Origin of the sequence: Arthrobacter sp. AQ5-05 (assembly GCF_003287975.1) — a bacterium.
Lineage (GTDB): Bacteria > Actinomycetota > Actinomycetes > Actinomycetales > Micrococcaceae > Paeniglutamicibacter.
On record NZ_QMKQ01000001.1, the window covers coordinates 464,951 to 484,971 of the forward strand.

19 protein-coding genes are annotated in these 20,021 nt (G+C 70.1%); 15 read left to right on the top strand and 4 right to left on the bottom strand.

What is annotated here, in order from left to right:
• Positions 1-27 precede the first annotated feature (27 nt).
• The 9 genes from DQ353_RS02235 to DQ353_RS22690 all read left to right on the top strand — a co-directional run bounded on the left by DQ353_RS02235 (position 28) and on the right by DQ353_RS22690 (position 9,839).
• Entirely contained in the window at positions 28-729 is a 702-nt protein-coding gene (locus DQ353_RS02235; protein WP_113761244.1) for a phosphoadenylyl-sulfate reductase, read from the top strand.
• Between the two features lie 61 nt (positions 730-790).
• Entirely contained in the window at positions 791-1,750 is a 960-nt protein-coding gene (cysD, locus tag DQ353_RS02240; protein ID WP_113761143.1) for a sulfate adenylyltransferase subunit CysD, read from the top strand.
• Entirely contained in the window at positions 1,750-3,147 is a 1,398-nt protein-coding gene (locus tag DQ353_RS02245) for a sulfate adenylyltransferase subunit 1 (RefSeq protein ID WP_113761144.1), read from the top strand. Before cysD ends, DQ353_RS02245 begins: the two co-directional genes overlap by 1 nt.
• Positions 3,148-3,214: 67 nt before the next feature.
• A complete protein-coding gene (locus DQ353_RS02250) occupies positions 3,215-4,345 on the top strand; it encodes an ABC transporter substrate-binding protein (RefSeq protein WP_286166554.1) in 1,131 nt (376 codons plus the stop codon).
• On the top strand, positions 4,342-5,064 hold the full coding sequence (locus DQ353_RS02255; RefSeq protein WP_113761145.1) for an ABC transporter ATP-binding protein: 723 nt from the start codon (positions 4,342-4,344) through the stop codon (positions 5,062-5,064). The genes DQ353_RS02250 and DQ353_RS02255 overlap by 4 nt, the downstream gene beginning before the upstream one ends.
• Positions 5,054-5,980, top strand: coding sequence for an ABC transporter permease (locus tag DQ353_RS02260; RefSeq protein WP_113761146.1), 927 nt, complete (start codon positions 5,054-5,056; stop codon positions 5,978-5,980). The genes DQ353_RS02255 and DQ353_RS02260 overlap by 11 nt, the downstream gene beginning before the upstream one ends.
• A gap of 76 nt (positions 5,981-6,056) precedes the next feature.
• The gene (gene cobA, locus DQ353_RS02265; RefSeq protein WP_113761147.1) at positions 6,057-7,310 is read left to right on the top strand and encodes a uroporphyrinogen-III C-methyltransferase; all 1,254 of its coding nucleotides are present in this window, start codon (positions 6,057-6,059) and stop codon (positions 7,308-7,310) included.
• Positions 7,311-7,391: 81 nt separating this feature from the next.
• Positions 7,392-8,903: an FAD-dependent oxidoreductase gene (locus DQ353_RS02270; RefSeq protein WP_113761148.1), complete on the top strand. Its 1,512-nt coding sequence runs from the start codon at positions 7,392-7,394 to the stop codon at positions 8,901-8,903.
• A gap of 114 nt (positions 8,904-9,017) precedes the next feature.
• Positions 9,018-9,839 carry a DUF898 family protein gene (locus tag DQ353_RS22690; RefSeq protein WP_113761149.1) on the top strand — a complete coding sequence of 274 codons (822 nt, stop codon included), beginning with the start codon at positions 9,018-9,020 and terminating at the stop codon, positions 9,837-9,839.
• 48 nt (positions 9,840-9,887) lie between these two features.
• Here DQ353_RS22690 and DQ353_RS02280 read toward each other — a convergent pair whose 3' ends face one another.
• Both DQ353_RS02280 and DQ353_RS02285 read right to left on the bottom strand, forming a co-directional pair.
• On the bottom strand, positions 9,888-10,187 hold the full coding sequence (locus tag DQ353_RS02280) for a hypothetical protein (RefSeq protein WP_113761150.1): 300 nt from the start codon (positions 10,185-10,187) through the stop codon (positions 9,888-9,890).
• Between the two features lie 58 nt (positions 10,188-10,245).
• On the bottom strand, positions 10,246-11,967 hold the full coding sequence (locus tag DQ353_RS02285) for an HNH endonuclease signature motif containing protein (RefSeq protein WP_113761151.1): 1,722 nt from the start codon (positions 11,965-11,967) through the stop codon (positions 10,246-10,248).
• A gap of 407 nt (positions 11,968-12,374) precedes the next feature.
• Between DQ353_RS02285 and ileS the strand changes: the two genes are divergently transcribed.
• The 6 genes from ileS to DQ353_RS02310 all read left to right on the top strand — a co-directional run bounded on the left by ileS (position 12,375) and on the right by DQ353_RS02310 (position 18,671).
• Entirely contained in the window at positions 12,375-15,680 is a 3,306-nt protein-coding gene (gene ileS, locus DQ353_RS02290) for an isoleucine--tRNA ligase (RefSeq protein ID WP_113761152.1), read from the top strand.
• Positions 15,677-17,041 (top strand): bifunctional folylpolyglutamate synthase/dihydrofolate synthase, encoded by a 1,365-nt coding sequence (locus DQ353_RS02295; protein WP_113761153.1) that lies wholly within the window; start codon positions 15,677-15,679, stop codon positions 17,039-17,041. The genes ileS and DQ353_RS02295 overlap by 4 nt, the downstream gene beginning before the upstream one ends.
• A gap of 5 nt (positions 17,042-17,046) precedes the next feature.
• Positions 17,047-17,508 (top strand): DUF4233 domain-containing protein, encoded by a 462-nt coding sequence (locus DQ353_RS02300; RefSeq protein WP_113761154.1) that lies wholly within the window; start codon positions 17,047-17,049, stop codon positions 17,506-17,508.
• A 50-nt stretch (positions 17,509-17,558) separates the two neighbouring features.
• Complete coding sequence (ndk, locus tag DQ353_RS02305; protein WP_113761155.1) at positions 17,559-17,975, top strand: nucleoside-diphosphate kinase; 417 nt, start codon at positions 17,559-17,561, stop codon at positions 17,973-17,975.
• A gap of 206 nt (positions 17,976-18,181) precedes the next feature.
• Positions 18,182-18,406, top strand: coding sequence for a hypothetical protein (locus DQ353_RS21265; protein WP_146755178.1), 225 nt, complete (start codon positions 18,182-18,184; stop codon positions 18,404-18,406).
• 1 nt (position 18,407) lies between these two features.
• Complete coding sequence (locus DQ353_RS02310) at positions 18,408-18,671, top strand: hypothetical protein (RefSeq protein WP_113761156.1); 264 nt, start codon at positions 18,408-18,410, stop codon at positions 18,669-18,671.
• Positions 18,672-18,681: 10 nt separating this feature from the next.
• Here DQ353_RS02310 and DQ353_RS02315 read toward each other — a convergent pair whose 3' ends face one another.
• A complete protein-coding gene (locus tag DQ353_RS02315; protein ID WP_181578203.1) occupies positions 18,682-19,125 on the bottom strand; it encodes a ribosomal maturation YjgA family protein in 444 nt (147 codons plus the stop codon).
• Between the two features lie 4 nt (positions 19,126-19,129).
• A complete protein-coding gene (locus tag DQ353_RS02320) occupies positions 19,130-19,759 on the bottom strand; it encodes a vitamin K epoxide reductase family protein (RefSeq protein ID WP_113761158.1) in 630 nt (209 codons plus the stop codon).
• Between the last annotated feature and the right edge of the window lie 262 nt (positions 19,760-20,021).

The window sequence follows — 20,021 nt, forward strand, 5'->3', positions numbered from 1 at the left end:
ACCGCCGACGCGAACGTCTCGGCGAACCTGACCGACCGGACTGCCGCCGACCGGGCGCTGGCCGAGGCGGGCGCCGCCGAGCTGGGCTTCGACGCGACCGCCGCCGACGTCGTCGCCTGGGTGGCCCGCAACTTCTTGGTCGCCGAGGTCGCCGTCGCCTGCTCGATGGCCGACGCCGTGCTTCCCGCGGTGGTTGCGGAACAGCTGCCCGGGGTCGACGTGCTCTTCCTGGAGACCGGCTACCACTTCGGCGAGACCCGTGCGACGCGCAACGAGGTCGCTTCCTCCCTGGATGTGCGGATCGTCGACGTGCTCCCGGAGCGCACCGTTGCCCAGCAGGACGCCGAGCTCGGGCCAAGGCTGCACGAGCGCGACCCGGGTACCTGCTGCCGGCTGCGCAAGATGGAGCCGCTGGCCAAGGCGCTGTCCGGCTACCGGCTCTGGTTCACCGGGGTCCGCCGCGAGGAGGCCCCCACCCGCACCAACACCCCGCTGGTCACCTGGGACGCGGCACACGGGTTGGTCAAGGTCAACCCGCTGGCCGGCTGGAGCTTCGACGAGCTGATTTCCCACGCCACCACGCACAGCGTCCCGGTGAACCTGCTGCTGTCCAACGGCTACCCGTCGATCGGCTGCGCCCCGTGCACTTCTCCGGTGGCCGAGGGGCAAGACCCGCGCGCCGGCCGCTGGGCCGGTGTCGCCAAGACCGAATGCGGCATCCACCGATGAGCCCCGGCCCGGCGGCACCGAGCCGCATTCCCGCCACAACACACCCACGAAGGAGCCAGAGATGAGCACCACCGCACCCGCCCCCGCGCGGCCGGTCCCCGCCGCACCCGGCGCACCCGGCAGCGCGCACCAGATCGACGTGCTCGATGCGCTGGAGGCCGAATCCATCCATATCCTGCGCGAGGTCGTCGCCGAGTTCGAGCGCCCCGCCATGTTGTTTTCCGGCGGCAAGGACTCGGTGGTGATGCTGCACCTGGCCACGAAGGCCTTCTGGCCCGGCACCGTACCCTTCCCGCTGCTGCACGTTGACACCGGGCACAACTTCGAAGAGGTCATCGCCTTCCGCGACCGGACGGTGGCGAGGCTGGGCCTGCGCCTGGTGGTCGCCAGCGTGCAGGACTACATCGACGACGGACGGCTCGCCGAGCGCGCCGACGGCACCCGCAACCCGCTGCAGACCACCCCGCTGCTGGACGCCATCGGGGCCAACCGCTTCGACGTGCTCTTCGGCGGCGGGCGCCGCGACGAGGACAAGGCCCGGGCCAAGGAACGCATCCTGTCGCTGCGCGACGAGTTCGGCCAGTGGGACCCGCGCAACCAGCGCCCCGAGCTGTGGAACCTGTACAACGGGCGCCACACCCCGGGCCAGCATGTGCGCGCCTTCCCGATCAGCAACTGGACCGAGCTGGACATCTGGCGCTACATCGAACGCGAGAACATCGCGCTGCCCCCGCTCTACTACGCCCACCGGCGCGAGGTCTTCGAGCACTCCGGCATGTGGCGGGCCGTCGGCGAATCCAGCGTCCCCGACGCGGGCACGGAAGTCGCCACGCGCACCGTGCGCTACCGCACCGTGGGGGACATGTCCTGCACCGGGGCGGTGCTCTCCGAGGCCGACACGACCGCGAAGGTCATCGCCGAGGTCGCCACCACCACCATCACAGAGCGCGGAGCCACCCGCGCGGATGACCGCATCTCCGAGGCGGCCATGGAAGACCGCAAGAAGGACGGGTATTTCTAATGAGCACCACGAACCTGGACACCGCCGCAACGGACACCACGGCATGTGACGAGGCCGCGCTGGAGACCGCCGCACGGGCGCTGGGAACGCGCGGGCTCTTCCGCTTCGCCACCGCCGGTTCCGTCGACGACGGCAAGTCCACGCTTGTCGGCCGGCTGCTGCACGACGCGAAGGTCGTGCTCGCCGACACCCTCGAGTCGCTGGCCCGCACCTCCGCCGAGACCGGATTCGGCGGAGGGGACGGCACCCTGGATCTGGCGCTGCTCACCGACGGGTTGCGCGCCGAGCGCGAGCAGGGCATCACCATCGACGTGGCCTACCGCTACTTCTCCACCGGGGAGCGTTCATTCGTGCTGGCCGACTGCCCCGGGCACGTGCAGTACACCCGCAACACCGTCACCGGGGCCTCCACCGCGGATGCGGCCATCGTGCTCATCGATGCCCGCAAGGGGGTGCTCGAGCAGACCCGCCGGCACCTGGGCGTCATCGGCCTGCTGCGCGTGCCAAACGTGATCGTCGCGGTGAACAAGATCGATTTGATCGACTACGACGCCGAGCGCTTCGCGGACATCGCCGCCGACGTGGCCCGCGTGGCCGCAGGGCTGGGCCTGCCGGTGCCGCACGTCCTGCCGGTCTCCGCGTTGGTGGGGGACAACGTGGTGGAACGCTCCGCACACACCCCCTGGTACGGCGGGAGCACGCTGCTGGGGCTGCTCGAATCCCTGCCGACCCGCGACGAGATCGACACCGCGGCGGAAGACTTCCGCTTCCCGGTCCAGCTGGTGCTGCGCCCCCAGGGCGCGTTGGCGCCGGGCCTGGATCCGGAGGAATTCCGCGACTACCGCGCCTACGCCGGGTCCATCGCCGCCGGCTCCATCGCCGTGGGGGATCCGGTCACCGTAGCATCCCCCGGCGCCCCGCGCCGGGAAACCACCGTCATCGGGATCGACGCCGCCGGGGACCAGCTCGAAACCGCCACGGCGCCCGCCTCGGTGGCGCTGCGGCTTGCCGACGAGCTGGACATCGCCCGCGGAGACACCATCGCCGCCGCCGGCACGCTGCCCCCGTCCTCGGCTGACCTGTTGGCCCAGCTGTGCTGGCTCTCGCCGGCCCCGCTGCTCCCCGGGGCCACGGTGCTGATCAAGCACGGCACCGCCACCGTGCGGGCGAAGATCGGCTCCATCGTCGGGGCACTGGACCTGGAGGACTTCGGGCTGCTGCCCGCGGCCAGCCTGGAACTGAACGACATCGGCACCGTGGTGCTGCGCCTGGCCGGCGAACTTCCCACCGAGCCGTACGCGCGCCACCACCGCACCGGCGCGTTCCTGGTCGTCGACCGGCAATCGGGCAACACGCTTGCCGCCGGGCTGGTCGGCGAGCGGCCGGCCGCCGCCTAGCCGCGCACCCCGGGACCTCGCCAACCACGCCACCCCGGCCCACACCACAGACAAGGACACCTGCTTCATGGACACCATCCGGTACACCGCCGACGGGCCACACCGCGGCCCCGGGAGGCGGGCGCTGCTCGCCGGCGGCACCGGGCTGCTGGGCCTGCTGATGCTCGGCGCCGCCACCACCGCCACGGTGCCGCGCCCCGGGACGGCGGGCACCTCGGCCATCGGACCCGCGGACACCCTGCGGCTGGGCTTCTTCGCCAACCTCACACACGCACCGGCGCTGGTCGGCACCGCCAACGGGCTGTTCGCCCGCGAGCTTGCCGCTTCCGGCACGGCGCTGGAAACCAGCATCTTCGGGGCCGGACCGGCCGCCGTCGAGGCGCTGAACGCCGGGGCCATCGACGCCGCCTACCTGGGGCCGAACCCGGCGATCGCCGCCTTCACCTCCAGCGGCGGGCGCGGCCTGCGCGTGGTGGCGGGGGCCGCCGCGGGCGGCGCCCAGCTGGTGGTCCGTGCCGGGATCGCCGACGCCGCCGGATTGCGCGGCACGACGCTGGCGACCCCGCAGCTCGGCGGCACCCAGGACGTCGCCCTGCGCACCTGGCTGGCCTCCCGGGGGATGGAAACCGACCTGCGCGGCGGGGCGGTTTCCATCACCCCGACGGCCAACGCGCAGACCCTGGAGCTCTTCCGTTCCGGGACCATCGACGGGGCCTGGCTGCCCGAACCGTGGGCCTCCCGGCTCGTGCTGGAGGCCGGTGCGCGCGTGCTGGTGGACGAGGCGGACCTCTGGGAGGGCACCGGCACCGGTGCGCCGGGCAAGTTCCCCACCACGGTGCTGGCGGTGTCCCCGGACTTCGCCGCACGCCACCGCCAAACCATCGACGACCTGCTGCGCGGGCACCTGGCCGCACTCGACTGGATCAACACCGCCAAGCGGGCGTCGGTGCTGGACACCCTGAACGCCCAGCTGGAACAGCTCGCCGGGGCTGCGCTTTCCCCGGCCGTGCTCGAGCGCGCACTGGGCAAACTTTCCTTCACGCCGGACCCGCTGGCCGGCGCCTACCCGCGGCTGCTGGCCAACGCCGCCGCCGCGTCCCTGGCCGAACCGGCGGGCCTCGACGGGCTGGTGGACACCTCGTTCCTGGAAAAGGCCCGGGCCGCACGCACCGCTTCCGGAACGGGGGCCGGGGCATGAGCATCGTCATCGAGAACCTCTCCAAGGACTACGGCGCGGCCCCGGTGCTCTCCGGCATCAGCACCGTGATCGCGACGGGCGAGTTCGTGGCGGTGCTCGGGGCCTCGGGCTGTGGCAAGTCCACGCTGCTGAACGTCATCGCCGGGCTCGAGCCGCCCACGGTCGGCTCCGTGGCCGTCCCGGCGGGAGGTGCCGCCTTCATGTTCCAGGACGCGGCGTTGCTGCCCTGGCTCACCGCGCGCGCCAACATCGAACTGGCCCTGGAAATGCGCGGGATCCCGCGCGCCGAACGCCGCCACCGGGCCGACGGGCTGCTGGAACTGGTCCACCTTTCCGACGCCGGGACCAAGCGCCCGCACGAGCTTTCCGGCGGCATGCGCCAGCGCGCCTCGCTGGCCCGCGCACTGGGGCAGGACAAGGAAGTGCTGCTGATGGACGAGCCGTTCGCCGCGCTGGACGCGATCACCCGCGACCTTTTGCACGACGAACTCGAACGGCTCTGGCGCGCCCACCGGCGCACCGTGGTGTTCGTGACCCACAACGTCCGCGAGGCCGTGCGCCTGGGACAGCGCATACTGCTGCTTTCCTCCCGCCCCGGCCGCATCGCCGCCCAATGGAAGATCGATCCGTCGGTGCGCAGCGATCCGGCCGCGGCCGCGAAGCTCACCCAAGACATCACCGCCCGGCTACGCGAGGAGATCCGCCACCATGCCCACTAGCCAGAGCGCCACCGCCACTGCCGCCGTCGACACCCCGACCGACACCCCTATCGACAATCGGCTCGAGAACCTCAAGGAACTCGAGGCCGGACTGGACCACCTGCAGGAGGACACCGCCCCCGTGCGGCGTCCCGTCGCCACACGGCTGCTGCTGCCATTGGGCACGCTCGCGGCACTGGTGAGCCTGTGGCAGCTTCTCGCCTGGTTCGCCTCCCCGCGCGTGGACCTGGTCCCGGGCCCGATCGAGGTGCTGGGCACCGCCGCCGGACTGCTCGTCGACGGCCGGCTGGCCGAGGCGGTAGCGACCTCGCTGCAGCGCGGCGTGCTCGGCTTCCTGCTGGCCCTGGGCATCGGCACCCCGCTGGGACTGCTGCTTGCGGCTTCACCGCTGCTGCGCCGCGGCGTGGGCCCGCTGGTCTCCGGCCTGCAGGTGCTGCCCAGTGTCGCCTGGGTGCCGGCGGCCATCATCTGGTTCGGCCTGACCGACGCGACCGTCTACTTCGTGGTGGTCATGGGTGCCACCCCCTCGATCATCAACGGGCTGCTCTCCGGCGTCGACACCGTCCCGCCGCAGTACCGGCGGCTGGGCACGGTGCTCGGGGCGTCCCGCATCCAGGGCCTGCTGCGCATCGTGCTGCCGGCCGCACTGCCCGGCTACCTTGCAGGGCTCAAGCAGGGCTGGGCGTTCTCCTGGCGCTCGCTGATGGCCGCGGAGATCATCGCGGTCGGCGGGTCCATCGGCTTCGGCCTGGGTTCGCTGCTCCAGCAGGGCCGGGACCTGTCCTCGATGGCGGTGGTCTCCTGTGCGATCCTGGCCATCCTGGTGGTCGGCATCGTGATCGAGCTGCTGGTCTTCGCCCCGGCCGAACGCCGACTGCTGCGCCGTCGCGGCCTGGCCCCGGGGGCCGGGCGATGAACCACCCGAAATCCACCGCCCGCACCACCACCCGCACCATCGGTTCCACCACCACATCCACCCAAAGGAGCAGGCCATGACAACATCCCACGAGGCACCCATCCACCCGCTGGCCCTGCGCCTGGACGGCAAGGACGTGCTCTGCGTCGGTGCCGGCAAGGTGGCAGCACGCCGTGTCAACCAGCTGCTCGAGGCCGGCGCGAAGATCACAGTCATCGCCCCGGAAGCTGTCGAGCCGATCGCCGAGGCATCGGCCGCCGGCAGGCTGACCTGGCTCAAGCGCGGCTACCGGGACGGGGACCTGGACGGCATGTGGCTGGCCCACACCGCCACCGGCAACAAGGAGATCGACGCGCGGGTTTCGGCCGATGCCGACGCGCGGCAGACCTGGTGCGTCAACGCCTCGGACCAAACGGCTTCCAGCGCCTGGACCCCCGCCGTCGCGCGGACCGGGGAAGGGACCACCGTGGCGGTCACCGCCGGCGGTGACCCGCGCCGCGCCGCCGGGCTGCGCAACGCCATCGCCTTGGCCGCAGACACCGGGCTGCTGCCGCTGCGCCGGCGCCGCTCGGGCGCCGGATCCGTCGCCCTGGTCGGCGGAGGCCCGGGCGATCCCGGGCTGATCACCGTTGCCGGGCGCCGGCTGCTGGCCGCCGCCGACGTGGTGGTGGCCGACCGGCTCGGCCCGCGCGGGTTGCTGGGCGAGCTCGACCCATCCGTGCGCGTCATCGAGGTCGGCAAGGCCCCCGGCGACCACCTGGCCACCCAGGACCAGATCAACGCGGTGCTCGTCGCCGAGGCACAGGCGGGCAACCGCGTGGTCCGGCTCAAGGGCGGGGACCCGTTCGTGCTGGGCCGCGGCGGCGAGGAAGCGGCATACTGCCGCGAGCACGGCGTCGAGGTTTCCGTCGTCCCGGGGGTCACCAGCGCCATCTCCGTCCCGGCCGCCGCCGGCATCCCGGTCACCCACCGCGGGGTGGCCACCGGCTTCTCGATGGCCACCGGCCACGAGGAACTTTCCGAACTGCCGGCACGCCCCGACCACACCCTGGTCCTGCTGATGGGCGTGGCCCGGCTGGCACGCAACACCGCCACGCTGCTGGGCCGCGGGCTGCCCGCCCACACCCCGGTCGCGATCATCGAGCGCGGCTGGTGCCCCGACCAGCGCATCACCATTGACCGGCTCGATGCCATCGCCGCCACCGCGGCGCGGATCGGCGTGGAGAACCCGGCGGTGATCGTCATCGGAGACGTGGTGCGCATCAGCCCGCATGCCGCAGCGGCCCTGGCTCCGGGCACCCGCACCCGGCAGCTGCTGCCCGTCGGCTGATTCGCCGGCCGAGAACACCCCCCGAACACCTTTCATCCAGCTACACCCCGACCGCCCAGATACACGCCCAGGAGGACCCCCATGACCGAAAAAAACACGCCGGCCCCCGTCGCGACGCCCGTCCCGACCCCCGCCGTCTTCACTTCTCGCCCGCTGCGCGTTGCCATCATCGGTGCCGGCCCCGCGGGCGTCTACGCCGCGGACATCCTCACCAAGGCCGAGCGCGACTTCGAGCTCTCGATCGACCTCTTCGACCGCTACCCGGCACCGTACGGGCTGATCCGCTACGGCGTGGCGCCGGACCACCCGCGCATCAAGGGCATCGTCAAGGCGCTGCACAAGGTGCTGGACCGCGGGGACATCCGCTTCTTCGGAAACGTCGACTACGGCACCGACCTGACGATCTCGGAGCTGCGCGAGCACTACGACGCGGCCATCTTCGCCACCGGCGCCATCAACGATGCCGACCTGAACATCCCGGGCATCGAGCTGGACGGCTCATACGGCGGCGCGGACTTCGTCTCCTGGTACGACGGCCACCCGGACGTGCCGCGCAGCTGGCCGCTTCAGGCCACGGAAATCGCGGTGCTGGGCAACGGCAACGTCGCCCTGGACGTGGCCCGCGTGCTCTCCAAGCACCCCGAGGACCTCTTGGTCACCGAGATCCCCGAGAACGTGTATGCGGGCCTGGCCGCATCCCCGGTCACCGACGTGCACGTCTTCGGCCGCCGCGGCCCGGCCCAGGTGAAGTTCACCCCGCTGGAGCTGCGCGAGCTGAGCCACAGCCAGGACGTGGACATCGTGCTCTACCCGGAGGACTTCGAGTTCGACGCGGCCTCCGATACGGCGATCAAGACCAACAACCAGGTCAAGACGATGGTCGGCACGCTGACCAACTGGCTCATCGAGCAGGAGGAGCGCGAGGAGCGCGGGGAGGCCGCGGCCACCACCGGGTCCGGACGCCCGCGCCGCCGCCTGCACCTGCACTTCCTGCATTCCCCGGTGGAGATCACCGGGATCGACGGCAAGGTCTCCGGGATCAGGTTCGAGCGCCAGGAGCTCGACGGCACCGGCAACGTCCGCGGAACCGGCGAACTCGTCGACCACCCGGTCCAGGCCGTGTACCGCGCCATCGGCTACTTCGGCTCGGCCTTGCCGGAGATCGAGTACGACGGGCGCACCGGCACCGTGCCCAACCTCGAGGGCAAGGTGCTGGACGCCGCCGGCACGCAGGTGCCCGGGCTCTACGCGACCGGCTGGATCAAGCGCGGCCCGGTCGGGCTGATCGGACACACCAAGTCCGACGCCGCCGAAACCATCGCCCACCTGCTCGCGGACCTGAACCAGCTGCCGGTGGCCGCGAATCCGGCGCCCGAGGCCGTGCCGGCACTGCTGGCAGCCAAGGACGTCGCCTACACCAGCTGGGACGGGTGGCTCGCGCTGGATGCCCATGAGCAGGGCCTCGGTGCGGCCGCCGCCCCGGCACCCACCCCGGCAGGTCCCGTGGTGCGCGAGCGCATCAAGGTCGTGGACCGCGAGGAGATGGTCGCCGTCTCGCGCACGGTGGACCAGACCGCCGGCGCCCGCGCCTGAGGCAGTGCTCTTTCCAGCCCGGCCCGGTCTCGTTCCTCTTCGAACAGTCGCTGTCCACCGGCGCCGGCGCGGCGCCCTCCGATCCGGCGGCCGTCCCACCATGGCGGGATCGCGGTGCGCCGGCAATCCAGGCCTGGGGACTTCGCGGCACTGGGCTGGACCTGGGAGAAGTCTCGCATCGGCCACTTGCGGCATGCCACCGACCCGATCCCCTGGCTGGACCCGTCGGCGATCCTCCAGCGGCCCGATTCGCTGGCCGGTCCGGCCGACGCGGGAGGGCGGGGAAGCGAAGTGGGCGATGCGCTGCGCCGGATCCCCTGGCGTCTCGTTCCTGCCCGGCCGCGAACGCAGCGCCGCCCGGCTGGCCTCGATCCAGGTGGTCATCGAATCGATCCACACCCAACCACGACGGGGAGTAGCCGTCCCGCCGCGTCCCGCCACGGCCCCGGCCCCGGACGGCCGGGCCGCAACACGTGGGCGTGCCCGGATAGGCTCCAAGGACCGCCACGGCACTTCCGGCATCCGGCCGGCAGCCGTGCACCATCCAGGGGGAGACTCATCATGAGCATGTACGTCAGTGGAAACAACCAACCAGGGCCGGATCCCGCGGCATGGGGGAACATCCCGCCGGGCGCCCCGATCTTCGTCTTTCGCGGCGGAGCTGCGACCTGGTTCGGCACCCAGCTGCTCGGGGTGCTTATCACGGTACTGACGTTGGGGATCTGCTACCCGTTCGCCGTGGTGCTGGTGGAACGCTGGCGCGCCAGCAACACGTTCCTGCTCGGGCAGCCGCTGCAATTCACCGGAACCGGGTGGGGGATCTTCGGGTTGTGGATCAAGTGGTTCCTGCTGTGCATCATCACCTTGGGCATCTACAGCTTCTGGGTGTACCCGCGGCTGACGGCCTGGAAGGTCGAACACACGGTGCTCGCCTAGCCGCAGGCCGGGTCCGACGGCCGCATCGAGACGCCGGTGCCCCGGGAATCAGCTCCCGGTGTCCGGCTCTGGCTCCTGGTCCGCGGGCTGCCCGGGGCCGCCCCGGGGCGGGGCGCCGCCCTCGGCATCGAGGTCGAGGGTGATCGGCACATCCGCCACGCGGCTCGCGTGCTGCTGCCAGGCGATTGACGCCGCCACGGCGTTGGGCTGGTACATCCCTCCGTCGAGCCCCGCGGCGTTCATCGAGGGGTTCTTCCTGCGCTGCCGGAAGCGGACCACCGCCCAAAAGAGCAGCAACAGCGGGAACGCCGCGCTGGGCACCAACCCGATCCACCGGGAAATCTCCATGTCACGAGCATAGGCCAGGGCGCGCCCGGCAAACGCCGGTTCCCGATGCGTGGAAGGTTCAGGCGGCCTCGGCCGGTGCGGCCGCGGGATGGAAGATCCAGTTCCGCCGGGGTGTCTGCAGCGGGTCCCGGGACCGGGGCAGGATCACGTGCGGGTGCCCGCCGATCATCTCGATCCTGAACCTGCCCGCGTGGTACGCCTGGTGGCATGACGGACACAAGAGGCACCCGCGCGACAAGTCGGTGCGGCCTCCGCAATTCCATGGATCCAGATGGTGCGCCTCGCACCTGCCGATGGACATGGTGCAACCAGGATTGATGCAGCCCTTGTCGCGGACCGCGATCGCGCGCCGCTGGGCCCGGTTGAAGTATCTTCGGCTGCGGCCAAGTTCCAGCGGCACCCTCGCACCGTTCAGCACGATCGGGATGATCCCGGCGTTGCAGGCGATGCGCCGGCAGCCGGCCGCGGAGATGTCTTCGCCGCGGTCGGTGACCCCGGCCGCCTCGAGCTGCCCCAGGAAGGTCTGCAGGTCGATGGTGACATTCAGGGTCACGTTCGGTGCCAGCGGCATCTGCCCGTCCCCGACGCTGTCGTCGCCGGAACCGGATTCCGCCGGGCTGGTGGTGATGCGCACCGAATCGATGATGAGCTGGTGCAGGCGGCGTGCCCGCTGCCGCGTCAGTGCATGTTCGATGGTTTCCCCCGGGTGCATTTCCATCATGGGGTCCAGCTCCGGGGCAACGCCGAGGTCGGTGAATCCGGCCGCGGGGCGTGCTTCCGGGGCAGTGCCGGGATCCACGGCCCAGTCGGGGATCGGCGGGCCGGCTTGGGACGTGGGTTCGGCCGGTGTGCCCGCCTTGGTCCTGGGGCTGTTGAGGATGTCCGCGGCGGTGGCCAGCAGTTCGTGGCCCTCGGCCGTGGTGATGACCTTGTACTCGTAGCCCTTGCGCGTGTGGCCCAGGTAGTAGGCGCCGACAAAGAGATCTTCCATGGCCTCGCGCGCCGTTGCTGCGGCCGAGTCGTCGAGCCGCTTGGCCTGGTCCTTGAGCAGTTTCCCGGTGCCCTGCGCGTTGCGGGTGCGTGCGGCTTCGGCCAGCTCCGCCTCCAGCGCCCGTGCCGCGGCTTCGTCGCCGGTACCGCCGCGGGCAGGGGCCAGGGTCTGGAACTTCGTGGCCAGCGTGGCCAGGGATTTGGGGTCCGCAGCGCCGTCGCTCAGCACCTGGCCCAGCAGCGGGAACTTCGGTGGGACCACCTGGCCGTTGTACCCGGTGTGAGGCAGCAGGTTTTCGGCGCTTTGGACCCGGTGCTGCGCCTGGAAGTGCGTGAGGTTCAGGGCCGCGGCCAGGAAGTCCGCGTCGTCGCGGTACAGCGGCTTGCGGCCCGACGGCGTCGGCTTGTCGGCCGGCAGCCCGGACTTGGCGGCGAAGCCCGCAGGTTCGCGCAGGATCTGGTTGAGGGCGGCGAGCGGTTCCTCGGTGATGGTGTGCACCTGCGCGTCGATGGCGCGGGAGGCCGCCAGCAGCTGGCCGTAGCCGGCCTGTCGGTAGAGGGCTTCGGCGAGTGCCACGAAGGCCGCGGCCCGCACCGGGGATGTCCCGATATCGGCCGCTGCCTCGTCAATCGCCAGTCTGAGCACGGGGATGAGAAGCGCCAGCGTGCGCAGCGAGCCGCCCCGGGACCCGGTCGAGGCGACCGGGACTTCCGGGGTTCCCGAGGTGTGCTTCACGAGCCCGGTGAGGATCGTGAGCGCCTCGGTGGCGAGGGCTGGGGTGCTGGGCATGGTTCAAGCATGCCCCGCACTGCCCGGCCGTGGGGGCATCGTCGGAGATCTGTGGATAAGTATCTTGGCCGGTGCCGAATTCGCGCCCGGACCAACGCCCCGGCGGATTCCCCAATGCGGGAGCAGGGGCGCTAGACTGGGAGGCATCACGACGTCGACCCGGCAATCACCGGCGAGTCCTTGGAAGAACGGCAGCTTCGCCCTCGCGCGCGCAGCCAAGTAGAACCAAGCGGGTAAGCCCGTCACAGCAGTCAACGAGCGGCCCGATCCGGCCCCGGGGCATCCCGGGTGGAGAAGGCAAGCGGGGTGGTACCGCGAGGTGGAGTATCCGCATACTTGACCATCGTCCCTGTGTTGGAGAACGCCTAAGCGCGAACACGCGCCTTCGATCACCAGGACTGCCGCAGATGACCAGCTACCCCAAGGCCTCGACCGACCCCCATGGCACGACGCCATCCTCTCCCCGTTTCCCGGAGATCGAGGAGCGGGTCCTTTCCTACTGGAAAAACGACGAAACCTTCCAGGCCTCCATCGATGCCCGCGATGCCGGTGTCGACGGCGCCAACGAGTTCGTCTTCTATGACGGCCCTCCCTTCGCCAACGGCCTGCCGCACTACGGCCACCTGCTCACCGGCTACGTCAAGGACCTGGTGGCCCGCTATCGGACCCAGCGCGGATCGCGGGTGGAGCGCCGCTTCGGCTGGGACACCCACGGACTGCCGGCAGAGCTCGAGGCCATGAAGCAGCTGGGCATGAGCGACAAGGCGCAGATCGAGGCCATGGGCATCGACAAGTTCAACGACGCCTGCCGCACCTCGGTGATGAAGTACGCCGACGAGTGGCAGGACTACGTCACCCGCCAGGCACGCTGGGTCGACTTCGAGAACGACTACAAGACGTTGAACGTCGAGTACATGGAATCGGTCATCTGGGCCTTCAAGCAGCTGCACGACAAGGGCCTGACCTACAAGGGCTTCCGCGTGCTGCCGTACTGCTGGAAGGACGAGACCCCGCTGTCCAACCACGAGCTGCGCATGGACGACGACGTCTACAAGGACCGCCAGGACCAGACCGTCACCGTCTCCTTCCCGCTGCTGGCCGGCGAGTCCGAGATCTCCCGGGAGCTCGCGGGCGTGCAGGCGCTGGCCTGGACCACCACCCCGTGGACGCTGCCGACCAACCTGGCCCTGGCCGTGGGCCCGGACGTCGTCTACGCGGTGCTGCCCGCCGGTGAAAACGGCGTGAAGGCCTCCAATGCCACCGGCGACTTCATGCTCGCCGAGGACCTGCTCGGCGCCTACGCCAAGGACCTGGGCTACGCCGATGCCGCCGCCGCCAAGGAAGCGGTCACCGGCCGCTACACCGGCAAGGACCTGGCGGGCATCAGGTACACCCCGCTGTGGGACACCTTCACCGACACCGAGACCTGGAACACCGCGCAAGCCTGGCAGCTGCTGGTCGCCGACTACGTCACCACCACCGACGGCACCGGCATCGTCCACCAGGCCCCGGCCTACGGCGAGGAGGACCAGAAGATCTGCGAGGCCGCCGGCATCCCGGTGATCCTCTCGATCGACGAGGGCGCGAAGTTCCTGCCGGTGTTCAAGGGCGGGGAGCTGGCCGAGATCGTCGGCGTGCAGGTGTTCGAGGCCAACAAGGCCATCACCAACATCCTGAAGGACGACGCGCGGCTCATCAAGCAGGCCTCCTTCGAACACTCCTACCCGCACTGCTGGCGCTGCCGCACCCCGCTGATCTACCGCGCGATCTCCTCCTGGTACGTCGAGGTCACCAAGGTCAAGGACCGCATGCTTGAGCTGAACCAGCAGATCAACTGGATCCCGGAGAACGTCAAGGACGGCCAGTTCGGCAAGTGGCTGGCCAACGCCCGGGACTGGTCGATTTCCCGCAACCGCTACTGGGGTTCCCCGATCCCGGTGTGGGAATGCGACGGCGCCGAATGCACCCACCGCGAGGTCTACGGTTCGCTGGCCGAAATCAAGGAAAGCTTCGGCCGGCTGCCGCTGAACCACCAGGGCGCCCCGGACCTGCACCGCCCGTTCATCGACGACCTGGTCAAGGCGCACGAGGGTTGCGCCGATGCCGGCACGCTGCGCCGCGTCGAGGACGTGCTGGATGTCTGGTTCGACTCCGGGTCGATGCCCTACGCCCAGGCGCACTACCCGTTCGAGAACAAGGAGTGGTTCGACACCCACCACCCGGCGGACTTCATTGTCGAATACATCGGGCAGACCCGCGGCTGGTTCTACACCATGCACGTGCTCTCCACCGCGCTCTTTGACCGCCCCGCGTACAAGAACGTGATCAGCCACGGCATCGTGCTGGGCTCCGACGGGGCGAAGATGTCCAAGTCGCTGAAGAACTACCCGGACGTCAACGAGGTCCTTGACCGCGACGGATCCGATGCGATGCGCTGGTTCCTGATGGCCTCCCCGATCCTGCGCGGCGGCAACCTGGTCGTCACCGAGCAGGGCATCCGCGAGGGCGTGCGCCAGGTGCTGCTGCCCATGTGGAACGTCTGGCACTTCTTCTGCCTGTACACCAACGCCGCGAACCACGGCGCCGGATACCAGGCGAAGCCGACCTATTCCGCCGCGGATCCGCTGGATGCCTACATGCTCGCGGCCACCGGGGACCTGGTCCGCGAGGTGACGGCGAAGCTCGATGCCTACGACATCTCCGACGCCGCCGAAACCATCCGCCAATACATGGACACGCTGACCAACTGGTACGTGCGCCGCAGCCGCCAGCGCTTCTTCGACGAGGACACCAGCGCGTTCGACACCCTGTACACCGCCCTGGAGACCCTGACCCGCGTGAGCGCCCCGCTGCTGCCGCTGGCATCCGAGGAAATCTGGCGCGGGCTCACCGGCGGACGCTCGGTGCACCTGGTGCAATGGCCGGACGCCAACCTCTTCGGCCGCAACGACGAGCTGATCGCCGCGATGGAAACCACCCGCAAGATCGCCTCGGTCGGTTCCTCGCTGCGCAAGGGCGCGAACCTGCGCGTGCGCCTGCCGCTGGCCGGGATGACCGTCGCGGTGCCGGGTGCCGCGGCGCTGGAGGGGACCTTCGCGAGCATCATCGCCGACGAGTTGAACCTGCGCTCGCTCACGCTCATCGACGCGGCCGATGCCGACGCCTCCGAGTACGGCATCAGCCAGCGCCTGGTCGTCAACGCCCGGGCCGCCGGTCCGCGCCTGGGCAAGAACGTGCAGGTGGCGATCAAGGGCGCCAAGTCCGGGGACTGGTCGGTGGACGATGCGGGAACCGTCACCGCCGGCGGCCTGGCCCTGGAGGAACACGAATACACGCTCGAAACCGTCGTTCAAGCCACCGGGGACGAGGAGAAAATCGCCGCGGCGGTGCTGCCCGGCGGCGGCTTCCTGGTGCTTGACACGCTTGTCACGCCGGAACTTGCCGCCGAGGGCACGGCCCGGGACATGATCCGCGCCATCCAGTCCGCCCGCAAGGACGCGGACCTGCAGGTCAGCGACCGCATCCGCACCGAAATCACCGCCGACGCCGCAACCGTCGCCGCGCTGCACGCCAACGCCGAACTGATCAAGGGCGAAACGCTCAGCACCGGGCTGGTCCTGGTGACCGGCGACGACGGGATGGCGCCCGCCGTCAGCGTCGAGACCGTGGCCGAGGCCGAAGCCGCCGACAAGGAAATGGGACCCACCACATGAGCAACACCTTTGACAGGTTCTCGGTCCAGAGCGTGTACGCCGAGCTGTTGGCGCGCGCACCGGAGAACAAGATCGAACCGCGCATGGAACCGATGCGCCGGGCCATGGAGATCCTGGGGGAGCCGAACAAGGCCTTCCCGATCATCCACGTCACCGGCACCAACGGGAAGACCAGCACCGCACGGATGATCGAGTCCCTGCTGCGCGCCCACGACCTGCGCACCGGACGCTACTCCTCACCGCACCTGGTCTCGGTCACCGAACGCATCGCGATCGACGGCGAGTCGGTGGACGATGAGACGTTCGTGCGGATCTGGGACGAGATCCGCCCCTACCTGCAGATCGTCGACGACGAGCTCACCGCCAACGGCGAGAACCGGCTGACCTACTTCGAGGCCGTGACCATCCTGGGGTTCGCGATCTTCGCCGACACCCCGGTGGACGTGGCGATCGTCGAGGTCGGGCTGGGCGGGATCACCGACGCCACCAACGTGGGCGACGGGCAGGTCTCGGTGTTCACCCCGATCTCCCTGGACCACACCGACCTGTTGGGCGACACCACCGAGCTGATCGCACAGGAGAAGGCGGGGATCCTCAAGCCCGGCGGGTTCCTGGTCTCCTCCGCGCAGCCGGCCGATGCCGCGCAGGTGCTGCTGGAAAGGGCCCTCGAACTCGAGGTGCCCTACCGTTTCGAGGGCGTCGAGTTCGGCGTCGAGAACCGCACGGTCGCCGTCGGCGGCCAGCAGCTGGACATCCAGGGCCTGGCCGGGCGCTACCCGGGCATCCTGCTGCCGCTGCACGGCGAGCACCAGGCGCAGAACGCCGCCGTCGCCCTGGCCGCGGTGGAGGCTTTCATCGGCGGCGGGGAAACCGCACTGAACCACGATTTGGTGATGGAGGGCTTCGGCGCCGCCACCAGCCCCGGCCGTCTCGAGGTCATCCGCAAGGCCCCGACGGTGCTGCTCGATGCCGGGCACAACCCCGACGGCATCCGCGCCTCCGCGAAGGCGGTGAAGGAGTCCTTCGGGTTCTCCACGCTGGTGCTGGTCATCGGGATCCTGGCCGAAAAGGACGCCCCGGCGATGCTGGCGCAGCTGCGCGAGGACTACCTGGACCTCACCGAGGACATCTGCATCACCCAGTCCAATTCCCCGCGCGCCATCCCGGCCGGCGAACTGGCCGCCATGGCGCTGGAGGCCGGGTTCAACGAGGAGGACATCTTCGTGACCGAACGCCTTGACGACGCCCTGGAATGGGCCGTCGGGCGCGCCGAGGCCTCCGAGGACTTCGGCGGCGGGGTGCTGGTCACCGGGTCCATCACGCTGGTCGGCGAGGCCCGCATGCTGCTGGGAGGAAAGTAGGAACCATGGCGAAAATGACCAAGGCGCAACGCGAATGGCGCCCCGGAATGCCCAAGAAGCCGCGCTCGACGCGTGTGATGTTCGCCTCCACGGTGCTCACGCTCGAGGCCTTCCTGGTGCTCTTCGTGGCGCTGGCCTTCTACGGGCTGAACCGCGACACGCTCTCCCCGGTGCTGGTCCTGGGCCTCGGCGCGGTGGTCGCGCTGGTGTGCATCCTCACCTGCGCGCTGCTGAAAAAACCGCTGGGATACGCGATCGGATGGGGCCTGCAGCTGCTGTTGATCCTCTCCGGGTTCCTGTTGACCTCGATGTTCTTCATCGGCGCGGCCTTCGCCGCGACCTGGTGGTACGCGGTCACCAAGGGCCGGGCCCTGGACCTGGAAACGGCACGCCGGGCGCGCGAGCAGGAAGCCTGGGACGAGGCTCACCCGCAGGAACATCCCGGCGCACCGAGTGCCCAACCGTAGAATCAAGACCAACGACAATTTGCAGCACACAGAACGAAGGAGCCGCCTCCATGGCCATTGAACGCACCCTGATCCTGATCAAGCCCGACGGCGTCAAGCGCCAGCTGACCGGGCAGATCCTGTCCCGCATCGAAGCCAAGGGCTACGTGATCTCCGAACTCAAGCAGGTCTTGGCGACCCGCGAACTGCTCGAGGCACACTACGAGGAGCACGTGGGCAAGCCGTTCTACGAGCCGCTGGTCGAATTCATGGCCTCGGGCCCGCTCGTGGCGATCATCGCCGAGGGCCATAACGTGATCCCCGGCTTCCGCTCGCTGGCCGGCACCACCGACCCGACCACCGCGGCACCGGGCACCATCCGCGGGGACCTGGGCCGCGACTGGGGCCTGAAGGTCCAGCAGAACCTGGTCCACGGCTCGGACTCGGTCGAGTCCGCGGCACGCGAAATCGGCATCTGGTTCGCCTAGATCCGCGGCGCCGACCCGGCGCCGACACGGGGTCCGGCCCGCAGCCTTCCGCCCACGGAAGGCTGCGGGCCGGACCCTTTTGCGTGGGCGGGAACGGTTCCCTGCCCGCACTCGTACATATGAGCAGATGAGCCCGGGATTCCGGGACGGAGATGAGCGGGCGGGCGTGGCGTGGAAACGTCGAAAAAGAACGAAGCGGCCAGCCAATGGCCCCATTTTGCGCCCCCGCGGATCGCGGCTGCGCGCCGCCTTGGGGGGCCGGCGCGTTGCCGCTGGCCGGGTGTGCCCAGGGAACGCCGGCCCAAACCCCGCAGGCGGACCTGCAGCCGCTGCTCGAGGCCATCGAGGCCTCCGCAACCCGCAGCGTTTCCCTCGGGGAGGTCTATGGCCAGGAGCGGGACTTCGACCGGGCCGTGGCCATCTGTCCCTAACATGGCACCGGACGACGTCGAACTGGCGCTGGGGTTCGAGTGGGACGGGACGGCAGCCCTGCCGCTGCAGGGCGAAGGACATGGCGGCCTGCTGCTGGCCCGGGACTCGGGCGTCGTTGCGACCCTGCTGGCAGACAGGACGGAACCGGATTTCTGTGCCGCGCCGGATGCCGCGGGAGCCCGGATCTCGCCCGGGCAGGTCCTGGGGTTCACGCCCGGGCCCGGCTCCACCTGGGATGCCGGTGGGAAAGGCACGCTTCGCTAGGTGCGCCCGCTCAGGGCCGGGCGCCGCGGGCGCGGAGCAGGTGTCGGAGAACCAAGTCCACGCCAAGGGCCAGCACGGTCCCGAGTCCGTAGGCGAGCAGGTCCAGCGGAACGAAGGTGGTGCCCAGCACCAGCCGCACCGGCGGGAAGGATGCGGCGAGGTTCGTCGGGATGTCGGTGAGCTGCAAGAGCTCGATGAACACGCAGAACACCAGGGCAGCCAGCGCGTTGGCCACGTGCCCGGCGCGCGGGCGCAGGAAGGTCGCCAGCACATAGATCAGCACCGCGTAAATGACCCCGCCGGCCACATCCGCCGCCAGCCCCGAACCGAGGAACCTGGCACCCAGGCCCAGGGCAATGACCGGCAGCACGCAGGCGGCCGCGCCCACGCGGCGGGAGAATGCAGCTGCCGCGGGGGAGCGAGGGATCTTCGCGGTGGCCGCGGAAGCCGGCACGGGCTCAGGCGCCAAAGAAGGCGCCGGGGAATCGCAGCACGATGCTGGCCGCGGTGAGCACCAAAAGCACGATGACCGCGACCCAGGTCCACTCGGCGACGGCCTTGCGCACCGGAACCGACGCCGGGATCACCCCGTGGGCGATGTTGCGTGCGGTGGTGTAGAGGAACATCGGGATCATCATCGCCCACACCACCATGCAGTACAGGCACAGCGCGTTGATCTCATACAGCGCCTGGGACCAGAGCCAGATAATGAACACCATCGCGAGGGACACCCCGATCTGGACGCCGATCCAGTACCAGTGGGCAAAGCGCGCCCCGGCCAGCAGCGCCATGCCGATGGTGATCACGACGCCGAAGCCGACGATGCCCAAGAACGGGTTGGGGAAGCCCAGCAGCGCGGCCTGGGAGGATTTCATGACGGTGCCGCAGGAGACCCAGGGGTTGAAGTCGCAGGAGGTGACGTAGTCCGGGTTCCTGTACAGCGCGATGCGCTCGAGCACCAGGATTCCCGAGGCGATCCAGGCCACCGCGCCGGTGAGCACCAGGAACAGGCCGAAGCCCCGTGCCTGGGCCAGGCGGGGCAGCTGTTGCCCGTTGCTTGGCGGCGCTGCGGTGTCGGATTTGCTCATCGTGTGCTCCCTCGTGGCTGGTGGTTCTTCCCCCGGCGCGGCCACCGGCATCCGGCACACGTGCCACGCCGGGCCGGGATTTGTTGCTGGCCCCGGTTGAAGTCTAGTGGCCGCCGCCGCCCGCGCCCGTGCCCCGCGCCGCGCGTGCGACAACCGGCGGGGCAATGCCGCCGGGCGCCGCGTGTCGCCGATGTTCGGGTCGGCGGCATCCTTCGGCGTGTCGGTATGAGACAATTGCAGTGGTTGTTCGTGGATCCACAGT